At 59.7% G+C, this 25,503-nt stretch carries 28 protein-coding genes and 1 pseudogene; 20 read left to right on the top strand and 9 right to left on the bottom strand.

The features are described from left to right. The 4 genes from GCT13_RS41055 to GCT13_RS51025 all read right to left on the bottom strand — a co-directional run. On the bottom strand, positions 1 to 187 hold a 187-nt coding region (locus tag GCT13_RS41055; protein ID WP_227747270.1), incomplete at its 3' end, for a helix-turn-helix domain-containing protein. Positions 188 to 360: 173 nt separating this feature from the next. After that, positions 361 to 702 (bottom strand): phage integrase central domain-containing protein, encoded by a 342-nt coding sequence (locus GCT13_RS41050; RefSeq protein WP_152767568.1) that lies wholly within the window; start codon positions 700 to 702, stop codon positions 361 to 363. After that, positions 692 to 859, bottom strand: coding sequence for a hypothetical protein (locus tag GCT13_RS48825; RefSeq protein WP_193727900.1), 168 nt, complete (start codon positions 857 to 859; stop codon positions 692 to 694). Before GCT13_RS48825 ends, GCT13_RS41050 begins: the two co-directional genes overlap by 11 nt. A 135-nt stretch (positions 860 to 994) precedes the next feature. Continuing rightward, complete coding sequence (locus tag GCT13_RS51025; RefSeq protein WP_321574957.1) at positions 995 to 1,150, bottom strand: excisionase; 156 nt, start codon at positions 1,148 to 1,150, stop codon at positions 995 to 997. Between GCT13_RS51025 and GCT13_RS50035 the strand changes: the two genes are divergently transcribed. From GCT13_RS50035 to GCT13_RS50020, 6 genes and pseudogenes are all read left to right on the top strand, one after another. Beyond that, complete coding sequence (locus GCT13_RS50035; RefSeq protein WP_227747269.1) at positions 1,092 to 1,490, top strand: hypothetical protein; 399 nt, start codon at positions 1,092 to 1,094, stop codon at positions 1,488 to 1,490. The genes GCT13_RS51025 and GCT13_RS50035 overlap by 59 nt on opposite strands. Positions 1,491 to 2,424: 934 nt before the next feature. Beyond that, a complete protein-coding gene (locus GCT13_RS41020) occupies positions 2,425 to 2,715 on the top strand; it encodes a hypothetical protein (RefSeq protein ID WP_152767564.1) in 291 nt (96 codons plus the stop codon). Between the two features lie 140 nt (positions 2,716 to 2,855). After that, a complete protein-coding gene (locus GCT13_RS50030) occupies positions 2,856 to 3,077 on the top strand; it encodes a hypothetical protein (RefSeq protein ID WP_227747268.1) in 222 nt (73 codons plus the stop codon). 261 nt (positions 3,078 to 3,338) lie between these two features. Beyond that, positions 3,339 to 3,557, top strand: coding sequence for a hypothetical protein (locus GCT13_RS50025; protein WP_152767562.1), 219 nt, complete (start codon positions 3,339 to 3,341; stop codon positions 3,555 to 3,557). A 1,159-nt stretch (positions 3,558 to 4,716) separates the two neighbouring features. Further along, a complete protein-coding gene (locus GCT13_RS41000) occupies positions 4,717 to 5,121 on the top strand; it encodes an SET domain-containing protein (RefSeq protein WP_321574955.1) in 405 nt (134 codons plus the stop codon). A gap of 189 nt (positions 5,122 to 5,310) precedes the next feature. Then, a pseudogene (locus GCT13_RS50020) lies at positions 5,311 to 5,515 on the top strand (cold-shock protein). 104 nt (positions 5,516 to 5,619) lie between these two features. Here the strand turns inward: GCT13_RS50020 and rpoD are convergent. Further along, positions 5,620 to 7,650, bottom strand: coding sequence for an RNA polymerase sigma factor RpoD (rpoD, locus tag GCT13_RS40990; RefSeq protein WP_152767560.1), 2,031 nt, complete (start codon positions 7,648 to 7,650; stop codon positions 5,620 to 5,622). A 917-nt stretch (positions 7,651 to 8,567) separates the two neighbouring features. Between rpoD and GCT13_RS40985 the strand changes: the two genes are divergently transcribed. Next, on the top strand, positions 8,568 to 8,798 hold the full coding sequence (locus tag GCT13_RS40985) for a hypothetical protein (protein ID WP_152767559.1): 231 nt from the start codon (positions 8,568 to 8,570) through the stop codon (positions 8,796 to 8,798). Positions 8,799 to 9,341: 543 nt separating this feature from the next. Here GCT13_RS40985 and GCT13_RS40980 read toward each other — a convergent pair. Then, positions 9,342 to 9,854, bottom strand: coding sequence for an H-NS family nucleoid-associated regulatory protein (locus GCT13_RS40980; protein WP_407670931.1), 513 nt, complete (start codon positions 9,852 to 9,854; stop codon positions 9,342 to 9,344). A 293-nt stretch (positions 9,855 to 10,147) separates the two neighbouring features. On the opposite strand from GCT13_RS40980, the gene GCT13_RS40975 reads away from it, so the two are divergent. The 9 genes from GCT13_RS40975 (at position 10,148) to GCT13_RS40935 (ending at position 16,256) form a co-directional block, all read left to right on the top strand. Further along, a complete protein-coding gene (locus tag GCT13_RS40975) occupies positions 10,148 to 10,489 on the top strand; it encodes an H-NS histone family protein (protein ID WP_152767558.1) in 342 nt (113 codons plus the stop codon). Positions 10,490 to 10,746: 257 nt separating this feature from the next. Then, positions 10,747 to 11,067: a hypothetical protein gene (locus tag GCT13_RS51020; protein ID WP_321574953.1), complete on the top strand. Its 321-nt coding sequence runs from the start codon at positions 10,747 to 10,749 to the stop codon at positions 11,065 to 11,067. Beyond that, entirely contained in the window at positions 11,040 to 11,150 is a 111-nt protein-coding gene (locus GCT13_RS51015) for a hypothetical protein (protein ID WP_321574954.1), read from the top strand. The genes GCT13_RS51020 and GCT13_RS51015 overlap by 28 nt, the downstream gene beginning before the upstream one ends. 486 nt (positions 11,151 to 11,636) lie before the next feature. Beyond that, the gene (locus tag GCT13_RS48815) at positions 11,637 to 11,795 is read left to right on the top strand and encodes a hypothetical protein (RefSeq protein ID WP_193727898.1); all 159 of its coding nucleotides are present in this window, start codon (positions 11,637 to 11,639) and stop codon (positions 11,793 to 11,795) included. A gap of 330 nt (positions 11,796 to 12,125) precedes the next feature. Then, a complete protein-coding gene (locus GCT13_RS40965) occupies positions 12,126 to 12,332 on the top strand; it encodes a hypothetical protein (RefSeq protein WP_152767557.1) in 207 nt (68 codons plus the stop codon). Positions 12,333 to 12,766: 434 nt separating this feature from the next. Further along, positions 12,767 to 13,003 carry a type II toxin-antitoxin system ParD family antitoxin gene (locus GCT13_RS40960; RefSeq protein ID WP_152767556.1) on the top strand — a complete coding sequence of 79 codons (237 nt, stop codon included), beginning with the start codon at positions 12,767 to 12,769 and terminating at the stop codon, positions 13,001 to 13,003. 1,086 nt (positions 13,004 to 14,089) lie between these two features. Further along, positions 14,090 to 14,443 carry a BON domain-containing protein gene (locus tag GCT13_RS40950; RefSeq protein WP_152767569.1) on the top strand — a complete coding sequence of 118 codons (354 nt, stop codon included), beginning with the start codon at positions 14,090 to 14,092 and terminating at the stop codon, positions 14,441 to 14,443. 823 nt (positions 14,444 to 15,266) lie between these two features. Then, positions 15,267 to 15,689 carry a hypothetical protein gene (locus GCT13_RS40940; RefSeq protein ID WP_152767555.1) on the top strand — a complete coding sequence of 141 codons (423 nt, stop codon included), beginning with the start codon at positions 15,267 to 15,269 and terminating at the stop codon, positions 15,687 to 15,689. A gap of 9 nt (positions 15,690 to 15,698) precedes the next feature. After that, positions 15,699 to 16,256, top strand: coding sequence for a DUF308 domain-containing protein (locus GCT13_RS40935; protein WP_152767554.1), 558 nt, complete (start codon positions 15,699 to 15,701; stop codon positions 16,254 to 16,256). Positions 16,257 to 16,512: 256 nt separating this feature from the next. Here GCT13_RS40935 and GCT13_RS40930 read toward each other — a convergent pair whose 3' ends face one another. From GCT13_RS40930 to GCT13_RS40920, 3 genes are all read right to left on the bottom strand, one after another. Further along, positions 16,513 to 17,460, bottom strand: a complete 948-nt coding sequence (locus GCT13_RS40930; RefSeq protein WP_152767553.1) for an amino acid ABC transporter substrate-binding protein — start codon at positions 17,458 to 17,460, stop codon at positions 16,513 to 16,515. Beyond that, positions 17,457 to 18,779, bottom strand: a complete 1,323-nt coding sequence (locus GCT13_RS40925) for a dicarboxylate/amino acid:cation symporter (RefSeq protein WP_152767552.1) — start codon at positions 18,777 to 18,779, stop codon at positions 17,457 to 17,459. The genes GCT13_RS40930 and GCT13_RS40925 overlap by 4 nt, the downstream gene beginning before the upstream one ends. 356 nt (positions 18,780 to 19,135) lie before the next feature. Further along, the gene (locus GCT13_RS40920) at positions 19,136 to 19,537 is read right to left on the bottom strand and encodes a hypothetical protein (protein WP_152767551.1); all 402 of its coding nucleotides are present in this window, start codon (positions 19,535 to 19,537) and stop codon (positions 19,136 to 19,138) included. On the opposite strand from GCT13_RS40920, the gene GCT13_RS40915 reads away from it, so the two are divergent. The 4 genes from GCT13_RS40915 to GCT13_RS40900 all read left to right on the top strand — a co-directional run. Continuing rightward, complete coding sequence (locus GCT13_RS40915) at positions 19,523 to 20,779, top strand: metallophosphoesterase family protein (protein ID WP_152767550.1); 1,257 nt, start codon at positions 19,523 to 19,525, stop codon at positions 20,777 to 20,779. The genes GCT13_RS40920 and GCT13_RS40915 overlap by 15 nt on opposite strands. Before the next feature lie 3 nt (positions 20,780 to 20,782). Continuing rightward, positions 20,783 to 24,244 (top strand): ATP-binding protein, encoded by a 3,462-nt coding sequence (locus GCT13_RS40910; RefSeq protein ID WP_152767549.1) that lies wholly within the window; start codon positions 20,783 to 20,785, stop codon positions 24,242 to 24,244. A 322-nt stretch (positions 24,245 to 24,566) separates the two neighbouring features. Next, positions 24,567 to 24,770 carry a hypothetical protein gene (locus GCT13_RS40905; RefSeq protein WP_152767548.1) on the top strand — a complete coding sequence of 68 codons (204 nt, stop codon included), beginning with the start codon at positions 24,567 to 24,569 and terminating at the stop codon, positions 24,768 to 24,770. 527 nt (positions 24,771 to 25,297) lie between these two features. Continuing rightward, positions 25,298 to 25,503, top strand: a 206-nt coding sequence (locus tag GCT13_RS40900; protein WP_152767547.1) for a transposase, incomplete at its 3' end; no start/stop codon positions are given.

The raw sequence follows: 25,503 nt of genomic DNA, 5'->3' as shown, positions 1-25,503 counted from the left end.
AGTGACCGCCTGTCAGGCCGCACACCCCGCTGTCGCGCCACGCGTGGGACCAGTTATAAACCGATTGGCCGCTCACGCCGAGCTGCTCTGCGATGGCCTTTGGCTTGATCTTGCGCCCAAGCATCAGCAGGCCCGCCGCTCGCGTGCGTATATCCCGATGCTTGTGATTGATCGACAGCTGTTGCAATGTAATTTTCTCAGCTTCACTCAGCTCTACGACACACTTCATTCACTATCCCGGCATCACGAAGGCGCCAGGATAGCGAAATTCAAATCAGTTGCCCAGGAACACTTAGCGATTGAGACGCCTGTTTTCGCTCGTGTCACCGTCGACACGCCATTCTTGATGGACGCACGCTCTCAGCGGCCGATGCTCGATAGGGCTTGACCTGAGATTAGCGCAAGCAGCATGGCGTTCCGGAGCCACGGCGCGACAGTCGGGGCCTGTTCCAGCGTCGCGTTGAAGACATCGAGTGTCATTCGTTTCCGCTTGACCTTGACCATCGCTCGCTCGGTCGCATCTGCTGGGTTTTTGTCCAGCCCGCCGAGAGCGATCCCTCGGCGGCACACAGCCATCATCCGGCTCCGTACGTGAACCGCCCACTGCATCTTCCCACGTGCTTCAATTTCCTCGAGCAATTCAGCAACGTGCTTCGTCGTGAGCTCGGTGCATTTGATATGTCCAAGGGCTTCACGGATCACCTTGTCCTGATGCCGTCGTGCGGTGATCGTGGCTGGTTTTACGCCAGTGGTCGGCATCTTGGCGCAGGTCGGCTATTGTTTCTTGTCCTTCGTTCATGCGATCGATCAGGCGCTTGGTCAGAATGATTTCATTCACCTTTGCGTTGACCTCGAGCACGTCGAAGATCGCTTGTTCGATAGGAACGTACCCGATCGATTTGTTTTCTTGGTGACCGGATTACGCCAAACGTAGTAGCCCGGCCGCGGCTCGTGCAGGCTTTCCGGGCAGCTCGCACGGCGCCGGATTCGCGGTCTAGCTGCCATGGCCGAAAGCCCGATGAACGAGACGCGGCTTCTGGACGCCGTCGCGGAACACGGCGCGTTCCTCGACGTAGTAGGAACGGCCGACCTTGACCGGCGCGGGCGGTCTTGGCCCAGATACGGGCTGTACGGATCGCCGGCGGCGGATCGAACTCGCGTATCAGCCATTCATCAAGTCGGATTTTCATTCGATACCTTGGATTTTTGTTGTTTCGGTCACTCCCTGTGCCGCTTCGGTCGTGCTAGGATTTGCATCCACCTGTGGAGGGATCATGGCGTTCAAAGAGACGAAGGGAAGCAAGACCGTCGAGGCGTGCGTTATGCCCGCACCGGGCGGCATGTTTAAAGGCTATATTCGCGTCCAGACGACGCGGCACGGAATCATCGTTGGTCAAACCACGGGGCGTGGTTGTGGTCGGCCGATGCCTACCGAGGCCGAAGCTCTGGCCTTTGCCGAGGCTGAAGCGAAAAGAGTGCTTGCTCTGTAAATCGGACGGACCTCGAACGCGAGACTGGTCCATTCGCTCTCGCTGTTCTCGCTCATGCTGGTATTCCGTGTGAGATTCAAGGAGTTCCTCGTGACGAAGCGTCGTATATCGCCTGAAGAGTTCATTAGCAGAGTAAATGCGGAACCGCCAAAGATGCCGGGCGATGTGTCCGGTATGCGTGTGTTTCTTTATCCGGATGGGTGCACGCTGCATATGCGTCTGGTTACGACGTTCATCCCAAGTCCGCGTTGACGCGTGGCTAGTTTGGCCACGCGGCGTCACGGGTCCTGTTCTACTACGACGTAAATCCACACATTTCACGCGTTCCCTGATCAGGCTTTTGGCTGTGCGAATGCCGCGATAGGGTGAAGCAATCGCTGTCGTTGCGAGCCAGTGACCTGGCGCGTCCCTCGGTAGCCGACACGCTTGCGCAGTCGATCGCGTCGACCCTCAGCTGTGGTTCAAACAGAATCTGCCTGGGCGTGCGGCGCTTCGGTTGATTTTGGCTCATTGTCGTTGTCCTTGCGGTTGATTGCATTGCGCGAGTCGGCGGAGGTCCTCGGGCAGGCACGGGGAATGCGAAATCCATTCTCAGCAGTCTCTGAATGGGGGCTTCCATGAATACCCAGTCCTGCGCGCCATATCGGGGTTTCAACGTTGACGTCCGTGTCATAACCAGCAACACCGTCTCGCGTAACGGACAAGAGCGTCGATACTCTGTTTCCTGGTCAATAGCCTCGACTGAAACGACCGCAAGTTCGATCGACAGTCTTCCTGAGCAGTTCGCCTTCTTGTCATGGGACTCGGCTTTTTCGTACGGCGAACGCCGAGCGCATGTCTTCATCGACGGTTTGATCAGCATATCAAACGATAAATAGAACCGATGGTGTGCGCTAGTGAATCGCTTGCAGAAAAGAATTGGGAGGAGGTGCCCATGTGGGACAGCATCCAGTACGACGGCTTCGAGATCAACGTCATGCCGATATTGATCAACCATGCCTTTGGCACGCCGGTTGGTCCGAATGGTCGATTCAGGTTTTCCGGCTACGTTTGTCGTCCCGGTGTTGATCTGCGGCATGGGTATCTCACAAGAGCCTTCCAGTCGCTCGAGTTCGATCTCTATGAAAGTGAGGCCCAGGCTCGTGAAGCGGGATATGAAATGGGGCGATCCATCGTGGACGGCCGTCATCCCACGATTTCTGTCGATGACCTGCAACGTGCATGAGTTCACGAGCGTGACGATCGTCTGAACCTTGACGCCGGCGACGGCCAAGGTGCGCATCGTGTTGGGGCGGTCACCGAAGTGGCAGCGGTCAATCCATTGACTCATGCTACGATTCCTTGAGAAGGGAATTGGAGATCGTGGTGGAAGACGAGATCTACGCAACGCACACGCACATCGCACGAGTCCGTGTGATAAAGACTGTGGCCGGCTCGTATCGCGGCGTCGTTCATCTGCGGGAGGTGGGAGCCGAGCCTGAATCGGATCATCCGCGCGAAACCGAAATCGAATTCCTAAGTGAGGATCAGGCGCGAGAGGCAGCGCGTGCCCTCGCTAACAAGCTGCTTAAAGAACAGGAGACCTGAATTGCCGCGCCGACCATCAGAACCGCGGCAACCGCCGAAGAGACGAAAGCGGCGCCGGAGATTGCCGTGTGGACCTGTCGAAACTGCAATGCGCGGATTGCCTTCGGTGAAATCGAAGCCCAAACCGACGAAAGGGGATTCTTTTTCACTTGTCGTGACTGTAACTACCGAAACAGGCTGGTGAACGCAGGTCCAGACGCGACGGGAAGCCCGCAGCTTATCCAGCTCGATGACGAATAAAACAGCTTTACGGAGACGACCATGCAGCTCGGCTACAGGGAGTTTCACATCGACGCGTCGCCTCTCGATGAAGGTGGCCGCTACTACGCCCGCGCGAAGATTTATCGGCGCGACCCGGCAGGCGGCGAAGCCGTAGAAGTGAAGTATTCGGGTGATCTCGGCGATTACCCCTCCGATGCGGCCGCTATCGAAGCGGCGCAGCGTTGGGCGATCCAGTGGTGTGAGAGCCAATCCGGATAAGGCGCGCGTACGGATCCCTCGAAGTCGGTTAGATATGTCGATGATTTGATCTTCTTGCACCTGCTCCGGGGCGGCGCCGAAGAATGGGCACGGCGCGAGTTCCTTCTGTTCGGTCATGGTTGCCGTTGTCCCATATATCTTCGTCGGCCGATGCCGAACGGTTGAAAAGAAGGCTTCACGTCGTTCTGAGACCTTTTCCAGAATGGGGAGTAAGCTGTCGGTTCGTCTCGCATACCGCCCGGCGAATCGGAAATGGAACCACCATGCAAACCTAGTCTTGCACGCCGTATCGCGGTTTCAGCATTGACGTCCGTGTGACAACCAACAATATCGATTCGATCTACGGCACGGACCTTCGGTATTCGGTCTCCTGGTCGATCTTTTCCTCAGACCCGCTCGCGACGCCAGTCGTGAGCCTCCCGGAGCAACTTAATTTCTTGTCGCCCGCAGCTGCTTTCTTATACGGAGAGCGACGAGCGCGAACGTTCATCGATGATTGCATCAACTTCCAGGACGAGATCGGGGCCGCGGATTGAGTTCGGTTCATTACGGCTGTCCCGGGTCTGCGTCTTGTGGCCATCGCTTCATGAGAGCCCGCGTAAAAGCCTTCTTCATTGATTGACTCCTTGTTTAAAGTGCCGCCGTTAACTGAGGTGCCTAACCCAGCACGTCTTCGATGACCGTGCCTATTACGACGCCAAGAAGGAGGGCTATAGGAACTGCTAAGAAGATGATGTGAATTTCGTCCATTGCGGCAGCTTTTTATGGCGACGTTGGGACTGCGAACGTCCTTTTCGCTACGCGCAGAACACAGGATGGCATACGAACTGGGTGAAAGACTGCTCGCTCTGACCGAGAGCGCGGACGACCCGGGCCTGCTGGGACAGTCGCATATCGTACTGGGAACGTCATCGTTCTATCTCGGTGGGCCTGGCCCCGCGCGAACCCATCTGGACCAGGGCGTTGCCTGCTTCGACCTTGGGGTAATCGTCCTTTTGGTCCGAATTCTGGCGGTTAGGAACGAAAAAGGGCGCGTTATCAATGACTTGGAAATCGCTCGATCTGTCGCGACTCACTTATTTGCAAAGCCTTGCTTCAGTCGGTTCGGCGCTCTGCTACCGCCATTTTTCGCACGAAAAGGACGATTACCCCTAAAGGCGTGTTCGCGACCGTGACGATCGTGAGCGGGGAACTGATCTGCGAGTACAAGGGAAAACGGGTCCCACGGGAAGCCGCAATGAGCGGCCGTCCCCGGGATCTTGCGCAACCGGACCAAACCTTCCTTTTCGATATCGGAGATGGTTGCGTCATCGACGGTGCCGTCGGTGGCAATAGCGCACGATGGATTAAACATTCATGCAATCCTAATTGCGTACCAAAGCTGGACGGACAGATAATCTTGATTCGTGCCCGTCGCAAGATTGACGCCGGTGAAGAATTGAGCATCGATTATGCTCTGGTTAGCGATGAAAAGATATCAAAGGCACTTCGCGAACGGTATGCCTGTCACTGTGGGGCCCGGCGATGTCGAGGTACGATGATCGCTGGAAGACAGTCACGATAGGCAGGCTGGGGCAGCGCCAACGCCGGAGAAAGCTGCGCGCCATACGGTCGAGGCGTTCCGGTAAAGGTCGCCGGACACTTGGGAAGAAATGCATTGTCGGCGACGATTCGTTTGAAGATGACCGCAGTCTGGTGCAGGCTCGGGTGTAATCTGCAAATCTACGACCAGTCTCCCTGGAGTATTCAGAACATCGCAACAGGTACCGTCAAGCGGTTTAACGAAGAGAAGGGTTTCGGGTTCATCAAGCCGGATGACGGCGGTGAAGACCTGTTTGCCCACTGTTCCGAGGTTCAGGGAAGCGGCTTCAACTCACTTCAGGAGAGCCGGAAGGTCGGCTTTGAAGTCAAGCAGGGCCCCCAAGGGGAATCAGGCCGCCAGCATCAAGCCACTGTAAGTTTTTCGCTTCGCGAACGCGTCCTTTCACAACAGCGATCGGGCCGATGCGTGATCGTTGGGGATCGGGAGTTGCCCCTCAAAAGGTGACGTGCCCGGCTCTGCTCAACGCTCGAGAAAGGGCTTTAACCTGTCCGAGCAGCGGGGATGCGCCAGTTTGCGAATCGCCTTGCCTTCAATCTGACGGATCCGTTCTCGGGACACGTCGAACTGCTTGCCGACCTCTTCAAGCGTGTGCTCAGAGATCGTATCGAGCCCGTATCGCATCCGCAGCACCTTGGCCTCCCGCGGCGACAGCGCGTCGAGCGCCTCATCTATCGCGGCGCGCAATTTCGCGTGGATCGCGGCCTCGGCGGGTGAACCTGCAGAAACGTCCTCGATCATGTCACCGATCGTCGAGCCGGCATCGTCGCCCACCGGGGTCTCGAGCGAGACAGGTTGCCTTGCGATCCTGAGGATACGGCGCACCTTCTCCTCGGACATTTCCATGCGCCCAGCAAGCACAGCAGGCAGCGGTGCCATCCCCGTCTGTTGCAGGATTTCACGTGAAATCCGGTTCAGCTTGTTGACCATGTCGATCATGTGTACCGGCACACGGATGGTCCGCGCCTGATCGGCAAGCGCTCGCGATACGGCCTGACGGACCCACCATGTGGCGTAGGTCGAGAACTTCCAGCCGCGTCGGTATTCGAATTTGTCCACTGCCTTCATCAGGCCGATATTGCCTTCCTGGATCAGATCCAGGAACTGCATGCCACGATTCAGGTATTTCTTGGCAATTGAAATGACAAGACGAAGATTCGCCTCGATCATCTCCCGCTTGGCCTGCCGCATTTTCGACTCCGCGGCTATCATCTGGCGGTTGATCTGCTTGAGCTGCTGGAGCGGTAGCGAGACCATGGCCTCGATGTCAATGAGTTTCTGCTGCCCGGCCCGGATAGCCGGCAAATGTCGCTCCAGCGCCGCGCCGAACTGCTGCGAGGTCGCCGCCGTGTGGCTGGCCCATTCAAGGTCAGTCTCGTGGCCCGGGAACGACTCGACAAATGTCTCGCGTGGTACGCCGCACCGGTCGACGGCGATCTGCAGGATGCCGTGCTCGATCGCCCGAACCTCGGTAACCTGTTCGTGCACACGAGCGCACAGGCGGTCGATGGTTCTGGCCGTAAAGCGGATCGGCGCCAGTTCGCGCTGGATTTCCGAGCGCATCTGCGCAACGGCAGCGGAACGGGCCTTCCCCATATCCGGCGCATCCGGCAACCGCTCGAACAGCGTCCGCACGCGGGCGAAAACCGCGAGGCTGTCGTTTTTGAGCTGTTCAAGACGGGCTTCGTTCGCCTTGTCTGCATCCTCGGCGTCTGTTTCGACGTCGTCGCCGTCCAGGTCGTCGCTGGAAGGGTGTGCTTCCACGTCATCTTCGTCGAACGCCGGTGTCGTCCCGCTTTCGTGTGTGCCGTCGCTGATGCCATCGACGAGTTCGTCGATACGCAGTTCGCCGGCAACGACGCGGTCCACATCGGCAAGAATCATGGACACGATCGACGGACACGCGGCGATTGCCTGGATCATATCCTGCAAGCTGTCTTCGATGCGTTTCGCTATCTCGATTTCGCCGGCGCGCGTCAGCAGTTCGCTGACGCCCATTTCACGCATGTACATCCGGACCGGATCAGTGGTGCGGCCGAACTCCGAATCGACGGTCGCCAGTGCAGCTTCCGCTTCCTCGTCCGCCTGATCGTCCGATGCCACGGCCGGCGTGCCGTCGTTCAGCAGGAGCGTCTCCGGGTCCGGCTCCTGCTCGTACACGGCCACACCCATGTCACTGAACGTGCTGACGATGGCGTCCAACGCCGCAGTGTGCGTAAAGTTGTCGGGCAGGTGATCGTCGATGTCCGCGTGGGTAAGGTAGCCGCGCTCACGACCAAGCGCGATCAGCGCGCGCATCTGGCGTTGACGCTCTTCGTCCTGGTGCGCCATCGACTCTTTGTCCGCAGGTGTCGCGACGGCCCGGGTTATTCCGCTGGACAGGCGGCGGCCGGCTTTTGACGTCACCGTGATTACGGGTGGTGTGGAATCGTCCCGATCAGGATTTGCCAATACATGCTCCTCGACAGGTGGACCGACGATCGTCGCAGGCATGGCGGCAGGTCAATCTGCCTGCCGGGTTGCGAACGGAATCATGGACTGATGCATGGACAGTCGAGGCCGGGATGCCTCGCGGGGATCCGGTGTACGCAGCTTGAGGCATTATCGATGGTACAGGACGACGTTGTGCGATGCAATGCGACGGGTACAGTTTGTCAGGTTTGGGGGGAAGTCGAGCAAAAAAGCGCCGAGCCGATCGGGTCAAGGAATGCAGGGCGTTCTGGTAGCGCGTCCTGGATGGGGCATGCGTACTTTAGCTGCGAAAAGAACGATCACCCCAAGTTCGGTTCCCGTGTAGAAGCGCAGCGACCAATCTTTGAAGAGTAGCCGTCTATATGATTTGGAATGCAGATTGTTTGCCATCCAGCAATCGCAAGGACCTGGTGAAGCGGTTCGGTGGCAAGCGCACGCATCACCTTTTCGGACAATACGCCGTCTGCAACGGATGGTGCAGCATTACTGCACAATGATTATCTGGTGCTGCTTGCAGCCCATTCAAGGAATGGTGTTTCATCGCTGGGTCGACGGTCGGACACGCGTTCGGGCCGAGATCATGCGCTTCATCGCCTTCGTGGAACGCGATAGGCCACGTGATGTACAAGAACTTCGTCGACAATTCCGTCGAGTTCGAGCAGGTTTTCTTTCGCCAATCAATTCACCTGAGCGAAAAGGGGGGCGAAGCGTCGCTACTGCGACGTCAACGCAAAAGGTGCGATGAGTATCGAAAATCCTGATCATCGCAGACTTTGCAGGCAGATAATGCTGCTTCGCCGCACACCACCCGTGAAGTTGTGAAGTTGCCGAACGCAACGTAGTGTTGCAATCAGTGCATCCCGGGCATCGGGGAAACAACGGTTCGACCTTCGCTGAGGCGTTTGCACGGTAGATGAGTTGGTTCGCAGGGAGCGACAATGAAAGAAAATACAGCTTCGGCGGAAGCGTCGGCCCTCGAGCGCGTAGTGAGCGCTGCGCACGAAGTACAGGCGGCATCGCTACGGCTCGAAGCGCACTGCGCGCAGGGTCTCGATGAACAGCCGTCGACCCTGGAACTTGCGCGGTTTGCTGCGGCCATGCAGGAACTGAAGGATGCGCGGGAAGCCTTCGATGCATTAGTCGCGAAGAAAGACCCCCCATCGTCCTGAGAAATCCTCGAATGGCCTCCTTGCCGTCAATTCGTGTGGCTTAACGTTCGACGCCTCTCCGCATCCGTCGTGCCGTTCCTACGGGTCCCTATCGACAGAGCATGAACGCTTCACGCGCCGCGACGGCACCCGAGCCGTATACGCCTGCAACAAAGCAATACTCCGCAATGCACGAAAATCAATCACGAAGTGACGCTCAATGGGCAGCGGTCGGATCGGTACACGATGGCTCAATGATGGCGCTGGAATTCAACGCTCCCTGCTCGCGATTCTCGAGCCGCCCGTTGGCTGCCAATGGTCGCGCCGCAACGTCCTCCTGTGTATGAGCATGCGAAGACGAACGCGGGAAAAGCAACACACGGAACGGCGCCCTTATCCCAAAGTGTTCGGATCGCCGCGTCCGAATGGTCAATGCGGAAGGAGACTAAGACGTGCCGTTCAGTGCCAGCAATAAACAGCTCAGGCTCGCTGGCTGCCGGTCGAGGTACTGATTCGAGGGGGACGACACCGCAGTCCCGCCCATGGGAAACTACGCCACCCATGTCACTCTGCGTTCGTCGCAATCGGCGTTGGAGTGTTTTCTGGCGGCACAGTTTTGACAGCAGCCTTCTTCGCCGGCGCTTTCTTCACCGCTGGCTTCTTGACCGGAGCTTCTTTGACTGCGTGCTTCCTGGCCGTCGCTTTCCTGGCAGCCGGTGCACCCTTCGCCGCCGGGACCTTCGTGTTCGCAATCTTCTTCGCGGAAGCATTCTTTGCGGTCGATTTCTTGGCCGGTGCGGCCTTATTGACAGCCGCAGCCTTCGGCACCCCTGCGCCCGCTCCTGCAATCAAAAACTTCGTCCGGTCCTTTGCGCGAGCGATCCACTGGGGCGGACGTGCATGACCGCTCCATGTGGCGCCAGTCTTCGGATCACGGTACTTAGGTGGCAATTTGCCCGTCGCACCGGCGGAAGACTTCGTCCTGACGGTGCTGGCCGACTTGCTTGCATGCTTCGAGCCGGGCTTGTGGCCACGTTTCCTGCCGCCCAGGTGCGCCTCAATGTCGGCCGTGGTCAAACCATGCTTCTCCGTAATGTCCGGAATTTTCGCGATTGCGCCGGACGACTGCTTTTTAACCAGCGCTTCTGCCTGAGCCTGCAGCTGTGTAAGCTGAGCTTGGACTTTCTAGAGTGTTGGCATTGTGTTTTCTCCCCGTTGTCAGTAATGGCCGCACTATGCCACATGGCCAGAGAAAAAGGCTATTGAGCGGTAGACCATATGAGCATCGAATTAGTAGTGGTATTCTGAAGGCACAGGGGTTGCGGAGGCACGGAGACACCTCGCGCAACATAATTGAAAGAGGAAACCTAATGGACGAGCGAAAGCGCGACAGCATCGTCGCTTACCTGCGCCGTAGAATGGCCGAATTCGGAATCGAGCTTGACGACGTCGCAGCAGCAATAGCCCAGGACCAGATCCAGCAGAAGCCGGCAAGATATCGCAGTGCCACCGGAGAAACGTGGTCGGGCGATGGAGAGATGCCTCAATGGCTTAAGCAGGCCATCAGCGCGGGCCAATCACTCGAACATTTCGCCATAAACGGCGCGGCGCAATCGGTGCCCGCGGCATGTCCGAATGTTGATTGGAGTCAAGACCCTTTCGCAGGCAGCCCATTGGCGACGGTAGATCTATCGCATAGCGGCACGCGTTGAAAATCCCAATGCGACTTGTGAGAGATAGATTTGGTATTTTGACCGCACTGGTCCCGACCATCGACGCGGAGGGGACTCATGGGAGTGAGCACGGAAAACCTTGTGGACGTGCTCCGAGAGGTCGAAGCCTATAAACCCATCGAGGTCGTCGATCCACCCATGGCCATCCATCCCGCAGTACCGAGTTGGTTTCGGTAACCTCCGTAGCTGGCTCGTCGCGTCGCCAGATCGAATCGAGATGTCGACGAGCGCGTTGCATGAAATCTCCCGTCAGCCTCGAGGCGAGAGAGCCCTACCGTCACCAGCATCCGGTCGAGGAATTGCCCGACGGATGTATGGTGTTTCTGCCAGGTAGCCGGTATTGCGAGACCGACTTGTTGTCGAATGTTGCGTGGCAGCTTTTCGGCAAATCATCACCCGGCCGCGATCCGCTGCAAGCGATCTGTGGCTTTGCCCATCGACATATTGTCGTTCGGTCTGAGTTCCCCGATCGACGAAAACAGCCTGGCATGTCTACCACGAGCGAGGGGTATATCGCGTCGTTGCGCACCTGGCAATCACATTCCGTCGGGCCATGAACATTCCCTCGCGATACTGCAGAGGATATGTCAGTGACATCGGCGTACCCCAGCCGTACAGCGCGATGGACGTCGCGGCCTGACTTGAGGCGTATGTAGCGATGCTGGCAGACATTTGATCCGCGCAACAACGCGCCACGTATTTAGACGGGTATTGATGGCCCGCGGACGAGATGCTGCCGATGCCGCGATAAGCAACTCCTCCGGCCCGGCAAAGCTTGTGGACTTCGCCGTGCATTGCGCCCCGGAAGGGGGTGAACGGACGGCCGGCGTTCGCGGCGTTTCGGGCAAGCGCCTACCGCGGCTTCGAGATTCATGTGGATCTGCATCCCACATCGGCGGGCATATTCTTTCCCGTCGCTGGGCCTGCCACGTCGCGGAGACTCCCGGCCATGCCGCTATCGACGTCATCCCTGGTCACGCTGAGTAGCGTCGCGTCTGTACTTTAGTCTCCACCTGTGAGAAAAGCGGGTTTGAAAACCATGGATCAGTGGATGAAGATGATGTCCGATGATATTTCTATGGTCACCTAAAATACAAGCATGGTTACGACCTCAAAGGAGGCTGCCATGAGTCAGGCAATGATCAGTCTTGTAGTGGGGATGGCGGTGGTGCTGTGCGTCGCGATATTTGCAGCGGCACGGTACAGGCGGGAATACAAGGACGAGCCGCTTGCCCGTTGGTTAGATACGCATCCGATCCGGGACTGGATGCGTCATAGGCACTGAATGACGCAACATCCGGTTTTTGAAAGCGATGAGGTACGCGAGTGCTATTTCTCTACCGCGTAACCCGTCGCCAGATGTAAACCGGGAACAGATTGAAAAGGATGATATGACGTACCCAATGTGGGGCATCGCGGTGGGGCTGGCGCTGATGTTCGGCGTGTCGCTGCGACGGTACAGGCGCAGCCTCCAGCGGAAACAGGAGATCCGCTGGCTGGACGAACATCATGTATTAGACAGGCTACGCAGGCATTTGGGATTGCCGTTAGCGAAATGACACGCGCTGGGCAGATTGGCAGGGTGCTGAGACTGGTTTTTGAAGGAGGTGGCGAGATGACCCTGAATTACGCAGGCAGGTCGCACGATGAAGCCGTGGCAGCGAGGCACAAGCAGAAGCAAAAGGCACAGGAACAGGCAGGCGGTGAAATGGCGATAGAAGGGACGGAGGCCGACGCGGAGCATAGTTGCGGCGAACTTTCCGAACGAGGAAAGCAGGTATGGCGAAGTGGAAGCGGGATCAACGGTGGTGGAAAGGTGTAGTAGAGTCTCGTCGATCTAAAACGACCGGATGGAGCATTTCATTCCGACCACGTTGCATCGGACCCTTCCCATCTACGCCGCGGTCCTGAAAAGCGTCACTGCGGCCCGGCTCGCATGGCATATTTGCGACATGCTCGTCCCGGGCATCACTTCACCGCGGCGTATACAGCGCGAAGGCCGGCGGGCGGAACAAGACCTTCGGCACAGTTCTCGCCTGACGTCAGGGCCGCAACATGGTCCGACACCTCAGCGCCATATGGATAATTGACGCCCGGGCCGCCCCTGACGTTTGATTGCACGCGGAATTGCTGCATGCGTCACGACATGACAGCGGACGCCGTCCATAGGGACGCTGCACATTCGATTCAATACACCGGAAGGCTACCGGCGGTGCAGTTTGGCAAAATTTGCCAAGGAGTGATAGAGTGGTTTGCATGAGCACGATGAACATTTCCCTGCCAGATTCGCTGAAGGAGTACGTCGACGAACAGGTCGGCGAGGGCGGCTACGGCACGAGCAGCGAGTACGTCCGCGAACTGATCCGAAAGGACCAGGATCGCAAGCGTCTGCGCGCGATGATCTTGCAAGGCGCGACGTCAGGCCTCGCAGCACCTGTCGACGCCGACTACTTCGAATCGTTGCGCGCTCGCGTGCGTACTTCTCGCAAATGACGGGCCGCTTGATCGCTATCCGCACCTGATCTTCTACATTGAGCGCGAGGCTCATGTCGAAATCGGGCGCGTGCTCAATGGCAAGCGTGATATTCCAGCGTTGCTGGAGAGCAATGACGATGAGATTCATTGACACCCTGTGCTCGGCACCAGGCCCGCGTGCAGCCTTCATTGGCATCGCGGGCTTTGTCATTTGAACCACAGCGAAGCTAAAGAAATTCGGACCGCCTGACCGACGATGAGACCATCCGGCATTACCTCGATCAGACCTTTGAAGCAAGCGATCCGCGGGGGTGCCAGTTAGCGCTCAGCAACGTTGCTCGAGCTTTTTAGGCGTGAAAGAAATCACGCGCAGCGCCGGAATGACGCGCAGGGCCCTCGAGCTGGCGCGGTCTCCTATTACCACCGTCGCCTTTGGCGGGAATCTCGGATCGGCATTGTCCATATGGAGCAGTCGGCGAGTGCGCGTACAGGCGGCCAGCAGCGGTCGTACCTATGCCAAGCAGGCGGTGCGGGGAAGGGGAGGCCGAGTGCTTGACATAAAAACCGCTCACGTCCCGGATGATAATGATGATGTGGGTCGCTGGACGGCGACGTGGTTGTGCCCGATAAACGCGGCGTGCCGAAATTTTCAGACTATGCATTCCGTTCGATGCGGGTCGCCTGACAGGATTGCACTGAAAGTCGCGCGTGGTCGTGCCTCTACGTCTAGGATGATTGATCCAGCTCGACCGCATCGGGGTAATCGTTCGAATCATGCAATTTATGGCGGCTTGCACGAAGAAACACGGACCAATCAATGACTTGAGAGTCTGTCGCCTGCACCAGAACTGTGACATCACGCGGCCTTGCTGCAAGCGGTTTGCGCGATGTCACCGCCAGATTTTGCACAGTTCGAGGGATTACCACAATTGGAATTGTGTTCCTTCGAGAAAGCGGGAAAAATCTCGGGCGGGCGATTCATTAATCGTTAAACAGCCGAGCGCTGGAGCAAACGGCTACCCATGCGAGTGAACGCTTTTGAACTGGCGATACGTCGAGATCCAGGAGAGGGTTTCCCTTAGATTATCGATAGTGGAGCAGAGAATGGACGCAATCAGAACACTCAAGCTGGCTGGTGCCGCATTGATTGTTGTCGCTTCCGTCAATGCGTGGGCGCAGGGAAGCGAATCTGCCGCCGCGTCGACGGCAACGCAAGGCACGTCGAAGTCTGCCGTCAGGAAGGCAAATCGGGCATTGAGCAAAAAAGTTGCTCAGGCGCTTTCGAAGGGCGGTATCGATACTACGGGCATTAACGTACTGGCGAAAGGCGGCGCCGTGACGCTCGCCGGAACCGTCACCGATCCGACACAGATCGAAAAGGCGGGCTCGATAGCGAAGGGCGTTTCTGGCGTTACGTCCGTGAAGAATGCTCTGACGATTCGCGAAGGTGGGCAGTAGCACCGCCGCCGCCCTCGCACGGCTCTGTCAGACAGATTGGCGAATTGATCACGATGAAGATCATCGACGACAGCCAGAAGATGTCGTTCGGTCCGGGCATCGCTGCTTGCGCGATCAACGATTGCTCGAAAAACGCACTGGCCTGATCAAGGTTCCCGCCGAGCGCTGCGCGGATGTTCGCGATCGCGTCCGCATATCCAAGTTTTTCACGCTCGTCTGTTCCGCGAGGTGCGCGTGATGCAGGATCTCCAGCCCGTCATGATCAGCGACGGGCCGATCGCCGCGCGGCGCACCACCTGGAGAGCGCGCCAAAGCGTGGGCTCTCTCACAATCGAGTGAAGCCTGGCGCGAGACAGCAATGGGTGTGCTACGCGCGATCGGCCCTTCCACCAACGGCATAGTGCATCGCGCGTTGACGACCATTCCCCTGCCACGATCAGACCAGTAGCGCCCACGAGCAGTGCATCGAGCTGGTCCAGTGCGCAGACGACGCACCGGCTTATCTGAAAAGACGGGTTCCAGCGAAGCCGTATCAATGTGGCTCGCAGACTGATTGCACAGGACGATCGTTTGCGCTCGCTGGTCTATTCGCACAGGGTGTGCCAATAATGACGCATGGTCCGCTGTATCGCCATAGAGTCTGAAACTAAATATGGAGACGTTTGGCGCGCCGTTCAGGGGCGGTGTCGCGAGGCTCCTTGGAAGCGAACCACGCGATGTTTGACCAAACAGGTGGCCGTCGAATCGTTCGTCGGGATCGAACAGCGACGCGATGCGATCCGATTGAAATCGACACCGAAGAAAGGGACCCGTGGGCAATCGGATGAAAGGATTTCCCGGCCCCGAGGCTGCGGCGGAAGCCGCGAATCGGCATCAAAGTGCCATGATGGAGTGTCGAGCCTTCATCAACGCCAGCAGCAGCAGGAGAAGCCCCTTTCATTCGATTACCTATGGATGGAGCGATCTGATGAAAGCGAATTACCCGCATGTCTCCTATGGCGAGCGGACCGTGCTGGCTACCTGGCTGCCGCCGGATGTGCTCTCGCAGGTCAGGAGCGGCCTGATACCGCCGCGACAGGAGGTAAGCCATGTGATTTCAGAACTCTTTGACCCGGATGCGCGGCAGACCCTGTCGTTCACGGCAGGGCCTGCCGCGCATCCGGGTCAAACGCATCTGCTGGTGGCCACTAGGTTAAGAAAGTGCGCGCGCGATCGTGAATCATGTGCCGCAGTGCGCCACCGTTAGGAGCCTGCAATGGACATGGTCAGAAATGAGATCGATACAAAGTGGAAATGGCTCCCGGTATTTGGAGCGTTGCTTGTGGTTCTTGGCATGCTCGCTCTCACGAACTTGCAGACGGCGACCGCGGTCCCGCTACGCCTGATCGCGATGTGCATGTTGGCGGGAGCCGTGGCGCAATTCGTGATGTGGTTCATATTCTGTGGATTCGGCTTGCTAATTGTAAGCACGATCTTCTATACCGTGTCAGGGTCGATTTTGGTCGCTGTCGGCAACTCCGCGTTTTCCGCCACAACGCCTGCGCTTGCATTCGCCATCATGTTGATCTTGTCTGGGGGGCTGCGCGTCTGGTCGAGCGTCACCCTACGCCCGGTCTGCGGTGAGAGTTGGATTATCGCGTCCGGCTCGGTCAGCGTACTTTCTGGTGCGGTGCTCTTGGCCGGTTCGTTTACAGGCGCGGTGTGGTTACCAGGGCTGCTGCTTTCCATTGACCTGATGTGGCAAGGTGCGATGGCGATCGGCTTCACATCTGCGCTATTGGAAGTCGCCACGCACTTGTTGACGGCTCGGTAAAGCTGACAGCGCCCAGTTCTGCTCCTGCCAACAGGCTCGAATCAGAATCGTCCCCAAACCGCGCTGGCGAGACTGACTCTGCGTCGGCGACATTCGTCGCTCGGCAGATAGTCTTCGGAGAGAAAAGCGAAAGCCGATATTCCGGGAGACGTCAGTGCGGAGCCGTCTCCCGGCGTCGCCGGAACAGACACTTCCAGTTTGTGTGCTCACCCAGCCGTGTTCCTCAAAGCCCTTCGCCCAGCAACAAGCGCGACGCTCACTCCGCCTCGCCGCCTGCCATCGTCTGGATGATGCTCTCCAGCTGCTGGCTCATCGGCAGGTTGAGACTCGTGCCCGACGGCAGGCGGCGCAAGAACCAGCGCTTGTATTGACGCTCAATTTCGCCGTCCGCTGCGAGCTCCTGGAAGGCGTCCTTCACTACCTGCGCGAGCTCTGGGTCGTCCTTGCGGAACATGATGCCGTAAGGGTCGTAGGAGAGATAGTCACCCACAACCTGATACTCGCTGCCCTTCCCGGCACTCTCGGCGATCAGCCCGTACAGCAGCACGTCATCGGTGGCGAACGCGTCAGCTTCGCCGCCCGCCACCTGCGCGAAACCCTGCGCATGGTCAGGCACAAGTTGCAGCTTGATTCCGAGCTTGAACTTCTGGTCCAGCACGCGCATCACGTTCTCGTTGGTGGTACCAGCCGTCACCGCCACCTTTCTGCCAGCCAGGTCGCGAAACGAGCTGATCGGCGAGCCCTTTTTCACCATCACCTTGGTGCCTGCCACGAAGATGACCGGCGAGAAGGCCACGCGCTTCTGGCGCTCCAGGTTGCTGGTGGTGGACCCGCATTCCAGGTCGACGCGGCCGCTGACCACCAGGTCGATGCGGGTTTCGGGAGTGACGGGCACCCACTGGATGGTCACGCTTCGATTGATCGCGTCCTCGATCGCGGAAACCAGCGACTTGCACAGCTCAATGGAATAGCCGATCGGCTCCCTTCGCGCACTAAGATAGGAAAATGGCACGGAAGCCTCGCGGTAGCCGAGTGCGATGGTGCCCGTGTTGCGCACCTTGGCGAGCGTTCCCGTCAGCGCAGCCGGCGCGGAGTCGCCAGCGACGGGGCGTGACGACTGCGCTTCATCCTGCGCCCATACCGCGGAGCCGGCGGCCAGCAGTCCCGTCAGCGCCAGCGCTGCCCAAAATCGCTGCGTCATCATGGCCCGGTCCCCATCACATCGGCCGGATGCGCGAGCGTGGCTTCGAGCTCGGCGTCAATGCGTGCCGCGTTGGCGGCAGCTTCGGATTCCGACATCAGCTCACGTTCCCACTTCGCAACCACCGCGCTCGCAATGGAATTGCCCACTGCGTTTGTGGCCGAACGGCCCATGTCCAGGAAGGTGTCCACGCCGAGGATCAGCAGCAGCCCCGCCTCGGGGATGCCGAACTGGTGCAGCGTGGCGGCGATCACCACCAGCGACGCGCGCGGCACGCCAGCCATGCCTTTGGACGTCAGCATCAGGACCAGCAGCATCGTGATCTGCGTGCCCAGCGAGAGGTGGATGTTGTACGCCTGAGCGATGAACAGCGACGCGAAGGTGCAATACATCATCGAGCCGTCCAGGTTGAACGAGTAGCCCATCGGCATTACAAAGCTGGAGATCTTGCGTTTTACTCCGAAACGGTCGAGCGCGTCGAGGATCTTCGGATACGCGGCCTCGGAGCTGGCGGTCGCGAACGAGAGCATGAACGCCTCCTTGATGAGCGCCAGCAACCTGAACACGCGCGGCCCGAGAAATAGCAGGCCCGCGGCCGTGAGTAGCGCCCACAGCAGGAAAAGGCTGAGGTAGAAGTCGCCCATGAAGACCGCGAACTTCAGCAGGATCGACAGCCCGTTAACCGCGACGGTGGCGGCCATCGCGGCCAGCACGGCCAGCGGCGCGAGCTTCATCACGTAGCCGGTGATCTTGAGCATGACGTGAGAGAGCTGGTCGATAGCGGCCACCAGGATCTTGCCCTTTTCGCCCAAGGCCGCGAGCGCGACGCCGAAGAACATCGAGAACACGACGATCTGCAGGATCTCGTTGTTGGCCATCGATTCGGCGAAGGACCTGGGCACCATGTGGCCGATGAAGTCCTTGAGCGTAAACTTGGAAGTCGCGAGGTTGGGCGATGCGCCGATGTCGGGCAGCGGCAGTCCGAGGTTATCGCCGGGCCTGAGCAAATTGGACATGAACAGGCCGAGGAGCAGCGAAATCAGCGACGCGGTCACGAACCAGGCTAGGGACTTGGCGAACACCCGTCCGACTGAAGCCGCGTCGCCCATGTGCGCGATGCCGACAACCAGCGTGGAGAACACGAGCGGGCCGATGACCATCTTGATCAGGCGCAGGAACACGTCCGACACAAGCGAGATGTAGCCCGCGATCTCCGTGACAACCTTCCTGTCCGGAAAGCTGGTGAAAATCATATAACCGATCGCGATGCCGACCAACATCGCAATCAGGATCCACATGGCCGCAGCATTTTTTTTGATCATGTCGATGCCTCCATGCACTGCGTGTGCAATTGCGGATAGAACAGAAGATACAAGATGCGCTTGGCACTGTCCGGGATGGCCCTGGCTGCTTTAAAAGAGCATCTGGCCACGAAACATCATTTGCGATTGCCTTTGCTCAAAGACTCGTAGGGATTGTGCCCACGAATCTTCCTCGAATCCCCTCTATTAATGCTATCGGTGCTCGAGACATCGTAACCTATGGCGACAACGTTGATGTGTTTCGGCGTCCACCTTTCTGCGGTCCTTTTAAACGGTTGCCTGTGCTGCAACTCCTTAAATGGGCAAGCGCATGTTTCGCGCAAAAAATGGCGGTAACGCGGCGGCCGCGGCGTTGGTCAGCCTGAAGGAAGCTTCTGCTGTCCGTCGTTCGGCGCCGAGGTGCCGCCGAAAACGTAGCCCCCCTTGACCTGCGCGTCAGCTGACGAAACGGTCAGCTTCACGTCGGCACTTTGGTGACGGCCGCCGGCCCCTCCCACAGTGACCGGGTAACCCTGCATTTCGATTGCGTTGCGTCCATTGCGTGCGTCAGCTCGTCGTTGATCATGGCGACTGCCCCGTGCGCGCGCATCACAAGCGATGTCGACCGGGAGGGGTAGCTGCCCGATTTGTGCCGAGACATCGCTATCATCGACGCGGTTGGCGTTTCGCTTAGAATCGACGTCCGGCATCGGCGGGCCACGGCTGTGCACGTCGACGGCGAATCGTTCAATCGGGGAGTGAACATGCGGTTTATCCATGCAGCGGATATTCATCTCGACAGTCCGCTTCACGGCTTGAGTGCCTATGCGGACGCGCCCGCGGCCATGCTGCGCAATTCGACCCGCGAGGCGTTCTCGTCGCTGGTGACGACCGCCATCGACGAATCTATCGACTTCATGGTGATCGCGGGCGACCTGTACGACGGAACCTGGCGCGACCACAACACGGGCATCTTTTTCTGCAGGGAGATGGGCCGGCTGCGACGCGCAGAGATTCCCGTGTTCGTCCTGTTCGGCAATCACGACGCCGAAAGCGAGATGACGAAGCAACTGCAACTGCCCGACAACGTCCGCACGTTTTCGACACGCAAGGCGGAGACGTTCCGGATCGACGCGCTGAAAGTCGCGTTGCACGGCCATAGCTTCAAGGAACGGGAGACCACCGTGAACCTCGTCGCCGGCTACCCGGCGCCTGTATCCGGCTACTTCAACATCGGCGTGCTCCATACGGCGCTCGAAGGCAATGCCGCACACGCGAGCTATGCGCCGTGTTCACTGGCGGAACTGCATGGCAAGGGCTATCACTACTGGGCGCTCGGGCACGTGCACGAGTTTGCGATGTGGCAGGACCGGTCGACGGTCGTATTCCCGGGCAATCTGCAAGGCCGCAATATCCGCGAGACCGGGCGTCGCGGCGCCGTCATGGTGACGGTCGACGATTCGGGCGAGATCGAAATCGAGCGCCTCTTCGTCGATGTGCTGCGCTGGGAAGCGGTGGAGGTCGATGTCTCGGCTTGCGCGACGCTCAACGATGTCGCGCGCGCGGTTGGTAGCCATCTGGAGATGCTCGCGGAATCGGCGTCGGCGACGGTGCCGCATGCCGTCCGCGTGACGGTCACGGGAATGACTGCGGCGCATGGCGAGCTGTTCGGACTCGAGCCGCAATTGCGCGCCGAAGTGCTTGCGCAGATCGCGGGTCTCAGCCACGACCGTCTGTGGCTGGAGAAAGTACGCATCGAGACGAGCCCGTTGGGCAATAGTAATGCCGTGCTCGATCGTGCGGATGCCATCGCAGATCTGCATAACCTGCTCGTCGAAGCCGAGTCCGATCCGGAGTTTCTCGCGATGCTGAAAGAGCGGCTGATCGGGCTGGCGATGCATTCGCCTCCCGAACTGCAGGAGATGGTGCCGGCGCTCTTCGATGTGCGCAACGGCGAACTGACGGGACTGGTGCGTACAGTGCGCGCCGGGCTGGTTGAACAGGTGGCGAAGGCGAACTGAACCATGCGCATTGGCAAGCTCGAACTGATCCGCTACGGCAAGTTCTCCGATGAAGCGGTGGCGTTTCCCCGCTCGTCGCACGATTTTCACTTTCTCGTCGGACCCAACGAAGCCGGCAAGTCCACGATCAAGACGGCGATCACCGAACTGCTGTTCGGCATGCCGCACAGCTCGCCGCTGGATTTCATTCATCCTCAGAGCGAACTGCGGCTGGGCGCGGTGATCGAGCATTCGGATCAGTCGCTGGCGTTTCATCGGTCGAAGGCGAGAAAGGCGTCCCTGTCCGCGCCGACGGGCGAGCCGCTCGCGGGCGAAGCGCTCGTTCCGTTTCTCGGCGAGGCCGACAAGGCGTTCTTCGAACAGATGTTCTGCCTTGATCACACGTCGCTGATCAAAGGCGGGCAGAGCATTCTTGATGCGTCCAGCGACGTGGGGCAGGTGCTATTCCAGTCGGCGGCAGGCATCTCGAGCCTGGGTCCCGTGCGGGAGCGGCTCGCGCAAGAGGCCGACCGCCTGTGGAGCAAACGCAAGTCTGGCGAGCGCGCCTATTACGTCGGGCAGAAGCAACTGGATGACGCAAGCGCCGAACTGAGAGCCGCCGTAGTCCGGACGTCCGCCTGGCGGGCTGCGCAGGAGACAGTCGACGACGCGCTGGAAGGCAAGCAATCCGCAGAGCGCCAGCATGGCGAGCTGGAACTGAAACGCAGCCGCCTGGAGCGCATTCGCCGCGTCACGCACCATCTTGCCGTGTGGCGGGAGAAGACCGCCGAGCTGCGCACGCTGGGCGAGGTGATCGATCTGCCGCACGATGCCGACGCCACGCTGCAAGGCGCGTTGAGAAAACTGGCGGCAGCCGACAGCGCGCTCGAGGTGCATCTGCGGCGCGCGGGCGAACTGCAAGGCACGCTCGACAACAAGGACATCGATCAGACCGCGCTGGCGTTCCAGAGCGAAATTGAGGCGCTGGAAAGTACGCGTCACCGATGCGGTGATCACGAAGCGGACATCGCGCGCCTTGAGCAGCAGGTTTCGTTGCTCGTGCGTCAGGTCGCCGATGCATGCGTGCAACTCGAATGGCCCCGGGACGAACTGGTGGCGCGTAATAGCGTGCCCTCGGCGCTCGCGTTGCATACGGTCGAGAGCCTGATGCGCGACCGCGGCAAGCTTGAGCAGTCTGTCGTCAACGCACAGCAGGCGTTAGAAAAGAAGCTGGCAGAGATCGCCGACCTTGGCCGCAAGCTGGAGAGCCTGCCCGCTGGAGAAGTTCCCGACGATGTCCAGGCCGCACTGCGTTCCGGGCAACGATACAGGGAAAACGACCTCGCGCAGCGCCGGTTGACGGATGCCGCCGCCGACGCACAGCGCACGCTGGATGCGAGTCTTGCGGCGCTCGGCAAATGGAGCCGTCCGTTGCCGGCGCTGAAGTCGATGACCTTGCCATCGACGGAACGTGTCGCGTCGTTGCGTGCCGAGCGCGACGATCTCGTCTCGCGTCTCATGCGCGCACGCGACCGTCTCGATGAAGCACGCGAGGGCGAACGGCTGGCCGTTGCCGAACACGATTCGTTCGAGCAGGCGCATCAGATCGTGACGGGTGAGGTCGTTGTGCAGGCGCGCGGGGTCCGCGACGCGGCATGGGCGGCGATCAGGGATGGCGCGGTGTCGGTGGCGGACGGCGCGCCGCAATTCGAAGCCGCAATGACGGTGGCGGACGATCTGTCCGACCGGCAGGTCGGCTCGGTCACGGAAGCGACGGAACTGTCGAACCTGAAACAGCGGGTTCTCGAAACGAAGCAAACGGCCCTGCGCCATGGCCAGCGCGTTGCCGAGGCAGAAGAGGCCCTCGCGCGCTTCGACGCGGCCTGGGCGTCGGTCGTATCCGAACAGCAACTGGCGGGCATGGCGCTCGACGATATCGCCTCGTGGATCACGCGCCGCGAAAGCGCGCTGCAGGCCTCCGCAGCACTCGAAAAGAGCACGGGTGAACTCGAACGCGAACGCGCGGAGGTTGAATCGTGCCGGGCACGGCTCGCCGGTTGTCTTGTCCAGGCGGGGCTGAGCGGCCCGTTGCCGGCCGAGCTCGAAGACTTGTGCACCATGGCCGAGCGCTACGTGAGCGAATGCAGGCAGGCGGCGACGACGCAGCGCCTGCTCGCCGGGCAGATCGAAGCGGCTCAGGCCGATGTTGCGAGCTTGCGTCGAGAGGCGGACGCGCACGTCGATGCCCACGGTCACTGGAAGGATCAATGGGCCGCCGCCATGACGAAAGCGGGTCTGTCTGCCGTCGCGGATTCGGATGCCGCGACCGGGGCTGCGCTCGGAATCGCCAGGACGGTTCGCGAACAGCTCGATGAAATCGCAGCAATCCGCAACGCGCAAATCGATCCGATGCGTGTCGCCCTGGCGGACTTTTCCGCAGATGCCAGCAGGCTCGCGGTCAAGTTCGACGTGCCGATGCCGGAAGCGGATGCGAAAGCCATTTCGATCGAACTCTCGCGACGTCTGTCGTCGGCGCGGGCTGTGCAGGCCGAATCCCAGCGCCTGACGAACGAACTGGTGGACGTGTCGGAGCGCGTTCGCCTCGCCCGTGCGGAGGTGGATGAGGCGACAGCGCAGCTGCGTCCGCTCTATGCACTTGCCGCCGTCGACAAGCCGGACCTGCTGCGTCCGCTGATCGCGCGTTCGGACCGCAAGCGCGAACTGGCGACGGCCATCGGGCAGGCGCACAGGAGTCTCGTCAACGATGGCGACGGCCTGGGCATCGAAGAACTCGCCGGGGAAGTCGACGCGACCGATCTGCAGACGGTCCAGGCCGATCTGCTTAGTGTGGGCGTCGCGCTGACGGACTCGGTCAATGCACGTGCCGAGATGGCGACCAGGGTGGCCGAGGCACGTCAGCAACTGGCGGCGATCTCGGGCGGCGCGAATGCGGCGATTGCCGAAGCAAAACGCCAGGAGGCGCTCGCCGCCATGGCCGAAGCGGCCGAACGCTTCATCAAGGTCGAGACGGCGTCCACGTTGCTGCGCTGGGCCGTCGACCGGTATCGCGAGCGTCGTCAGGGCCCCATGCTGGCACGCGCGAGCGCAATCTTTTCGGAGCTGACGCTCGGTGCGTTCGAACGTCTTTCGGTCGACTACGACAGCCAGCCGCTGGCGCTGGCCGCCGTGCGCGCGGGCGGCAAACGCGTAGAGATCAGTGGCATGAGTGAGGGGACGCGTGACCAGCTCTATCTGGCGTTACGTCTTGCCGCGCTCGAACTGCATTGCGAGCGTGGTTCCGCGCTGCCTTTCGTTGCCGATGACCTGTTCATCAATTTCGACGACAGGCGTGCGAAGGCAGGGCTTCGCGTGCTGGCGGGACTGGCCGCGCGCATGCAGGTGATCTTTCTCAGTCACCACGATCACCTGGTCGAGATCGTCAACGAGGTGTTTGGCGCTTCGGCGAACGTGCGATATCTCGGTTAGCGGTTCTCTCCATCCAGCAACGCAACGAATATTCCGGCAAGTAGTGCCGCTTTTGCGTGTCCGGGGTGGACATCGCCACTTCCCGTGGTGGAACCCGCGTCGAAGTACAGCACCGATGAGCATGACGTTCCGCGGCCATGATCGCCGCTGGCGTGGTCGTATCGGCGGTCGGGCGGAGGCAAGGAGATTCAATGACGTCGAAGGTGCAGTGGTGTCGGGACAAGTTCACAAAACCTCTTACCTGACGTCAACGAAACCCATCCCCACGCGTTATGGCAGTGGACGACGCAATGAATCGTCGCCTTACCACTGGAGACTCCGAATGAAGAAGCTTGCTGCCGCCTTGATTACATCCCTGTTTGCTACTGTCGCGTTCGCCCAGGCATCCGCACCCGCTGCGACCGCACCAGCAGCCACGGCTACGGCTCCGGCCACGACCGCCACGACTCCGGCGCCTGCACACAAGTCGACGAAGCACATTCGTAAAGTGAGTCACCATGTGACGCACAAGAAGGTCGCACAATAATCCACGGCCTCGGCGTAAAGTATCAGAACCCTGCTTCGGCGGGGTTTATGCATTCAGCGATCGGCCCTAAGTTCGGTAATCGTTCATCGCGCGGTACGTAGACCTCGTCAAGGTGTTCGCGGCAGTGGGTGGGCGTGGCTGCATTGGTCTCATTCAAACAACGTTGCCTGATGCAAGCGCGAGCACCTTGTCGCCAAGGCATTCGCGGCCGGCCCGTGGGCGGGGCCGTCAGAGTGGGCAAGCAGGCGCTTGCCCACTCGGAATCCCGCAAAAACGCTGCCTTATGCGAGCGCGAGTGCCTTGGCTCGTCACGTCTTGCGTCGCGCGTCAAATGCGCACACTGTTCAGATCACGATAGTGAAATTTCCGCGACGAGGGTTGTGGGCGCGCTTGACGCTTTTCGGCCCTGGCGGGACAAGTTACGCCAGCAAGTGAGAGAGAGGTGGCTCCGGAAATTCGGACAGTTCATTGAGTGGAAAAGCTGGGGCGTGAGTCGGTCATAATGGCCGGCGACAAGGAACCAGAAGATGACGAAACGAAACCGACGGACACACTCACCGGCATTCAAGGCAAAGGTGGCACTAGCGGCGCTTAAGGGCGACAAGACGCTGGCAGAGTTGGCCCAGCAATTTGATGTCCATCCGAACCAGATCACGGACTGGAAGAAGCAGTTGCAGGAGCGGGTTGCCGATGTGTTCGACGCGGGCAACGCGCCCCCAGCTGCACCGCCAAT

It is taken from the genome of Paraburkholderia franconis, from assembly GCF_009362735.1.
GTDB classification, from domain to species: Bacteria; Pseudomonadota; Gammaproteobacteria; order Burkholderiales; family Burkholderiaceae; genus Paraburkholderia; species Paraburkholderia franconis.
The sequence above is the reverse complement of the archived record's forward strand: the minus strand, read 5'-3'. Positions and strand labels throughout refer to the sequence as shown.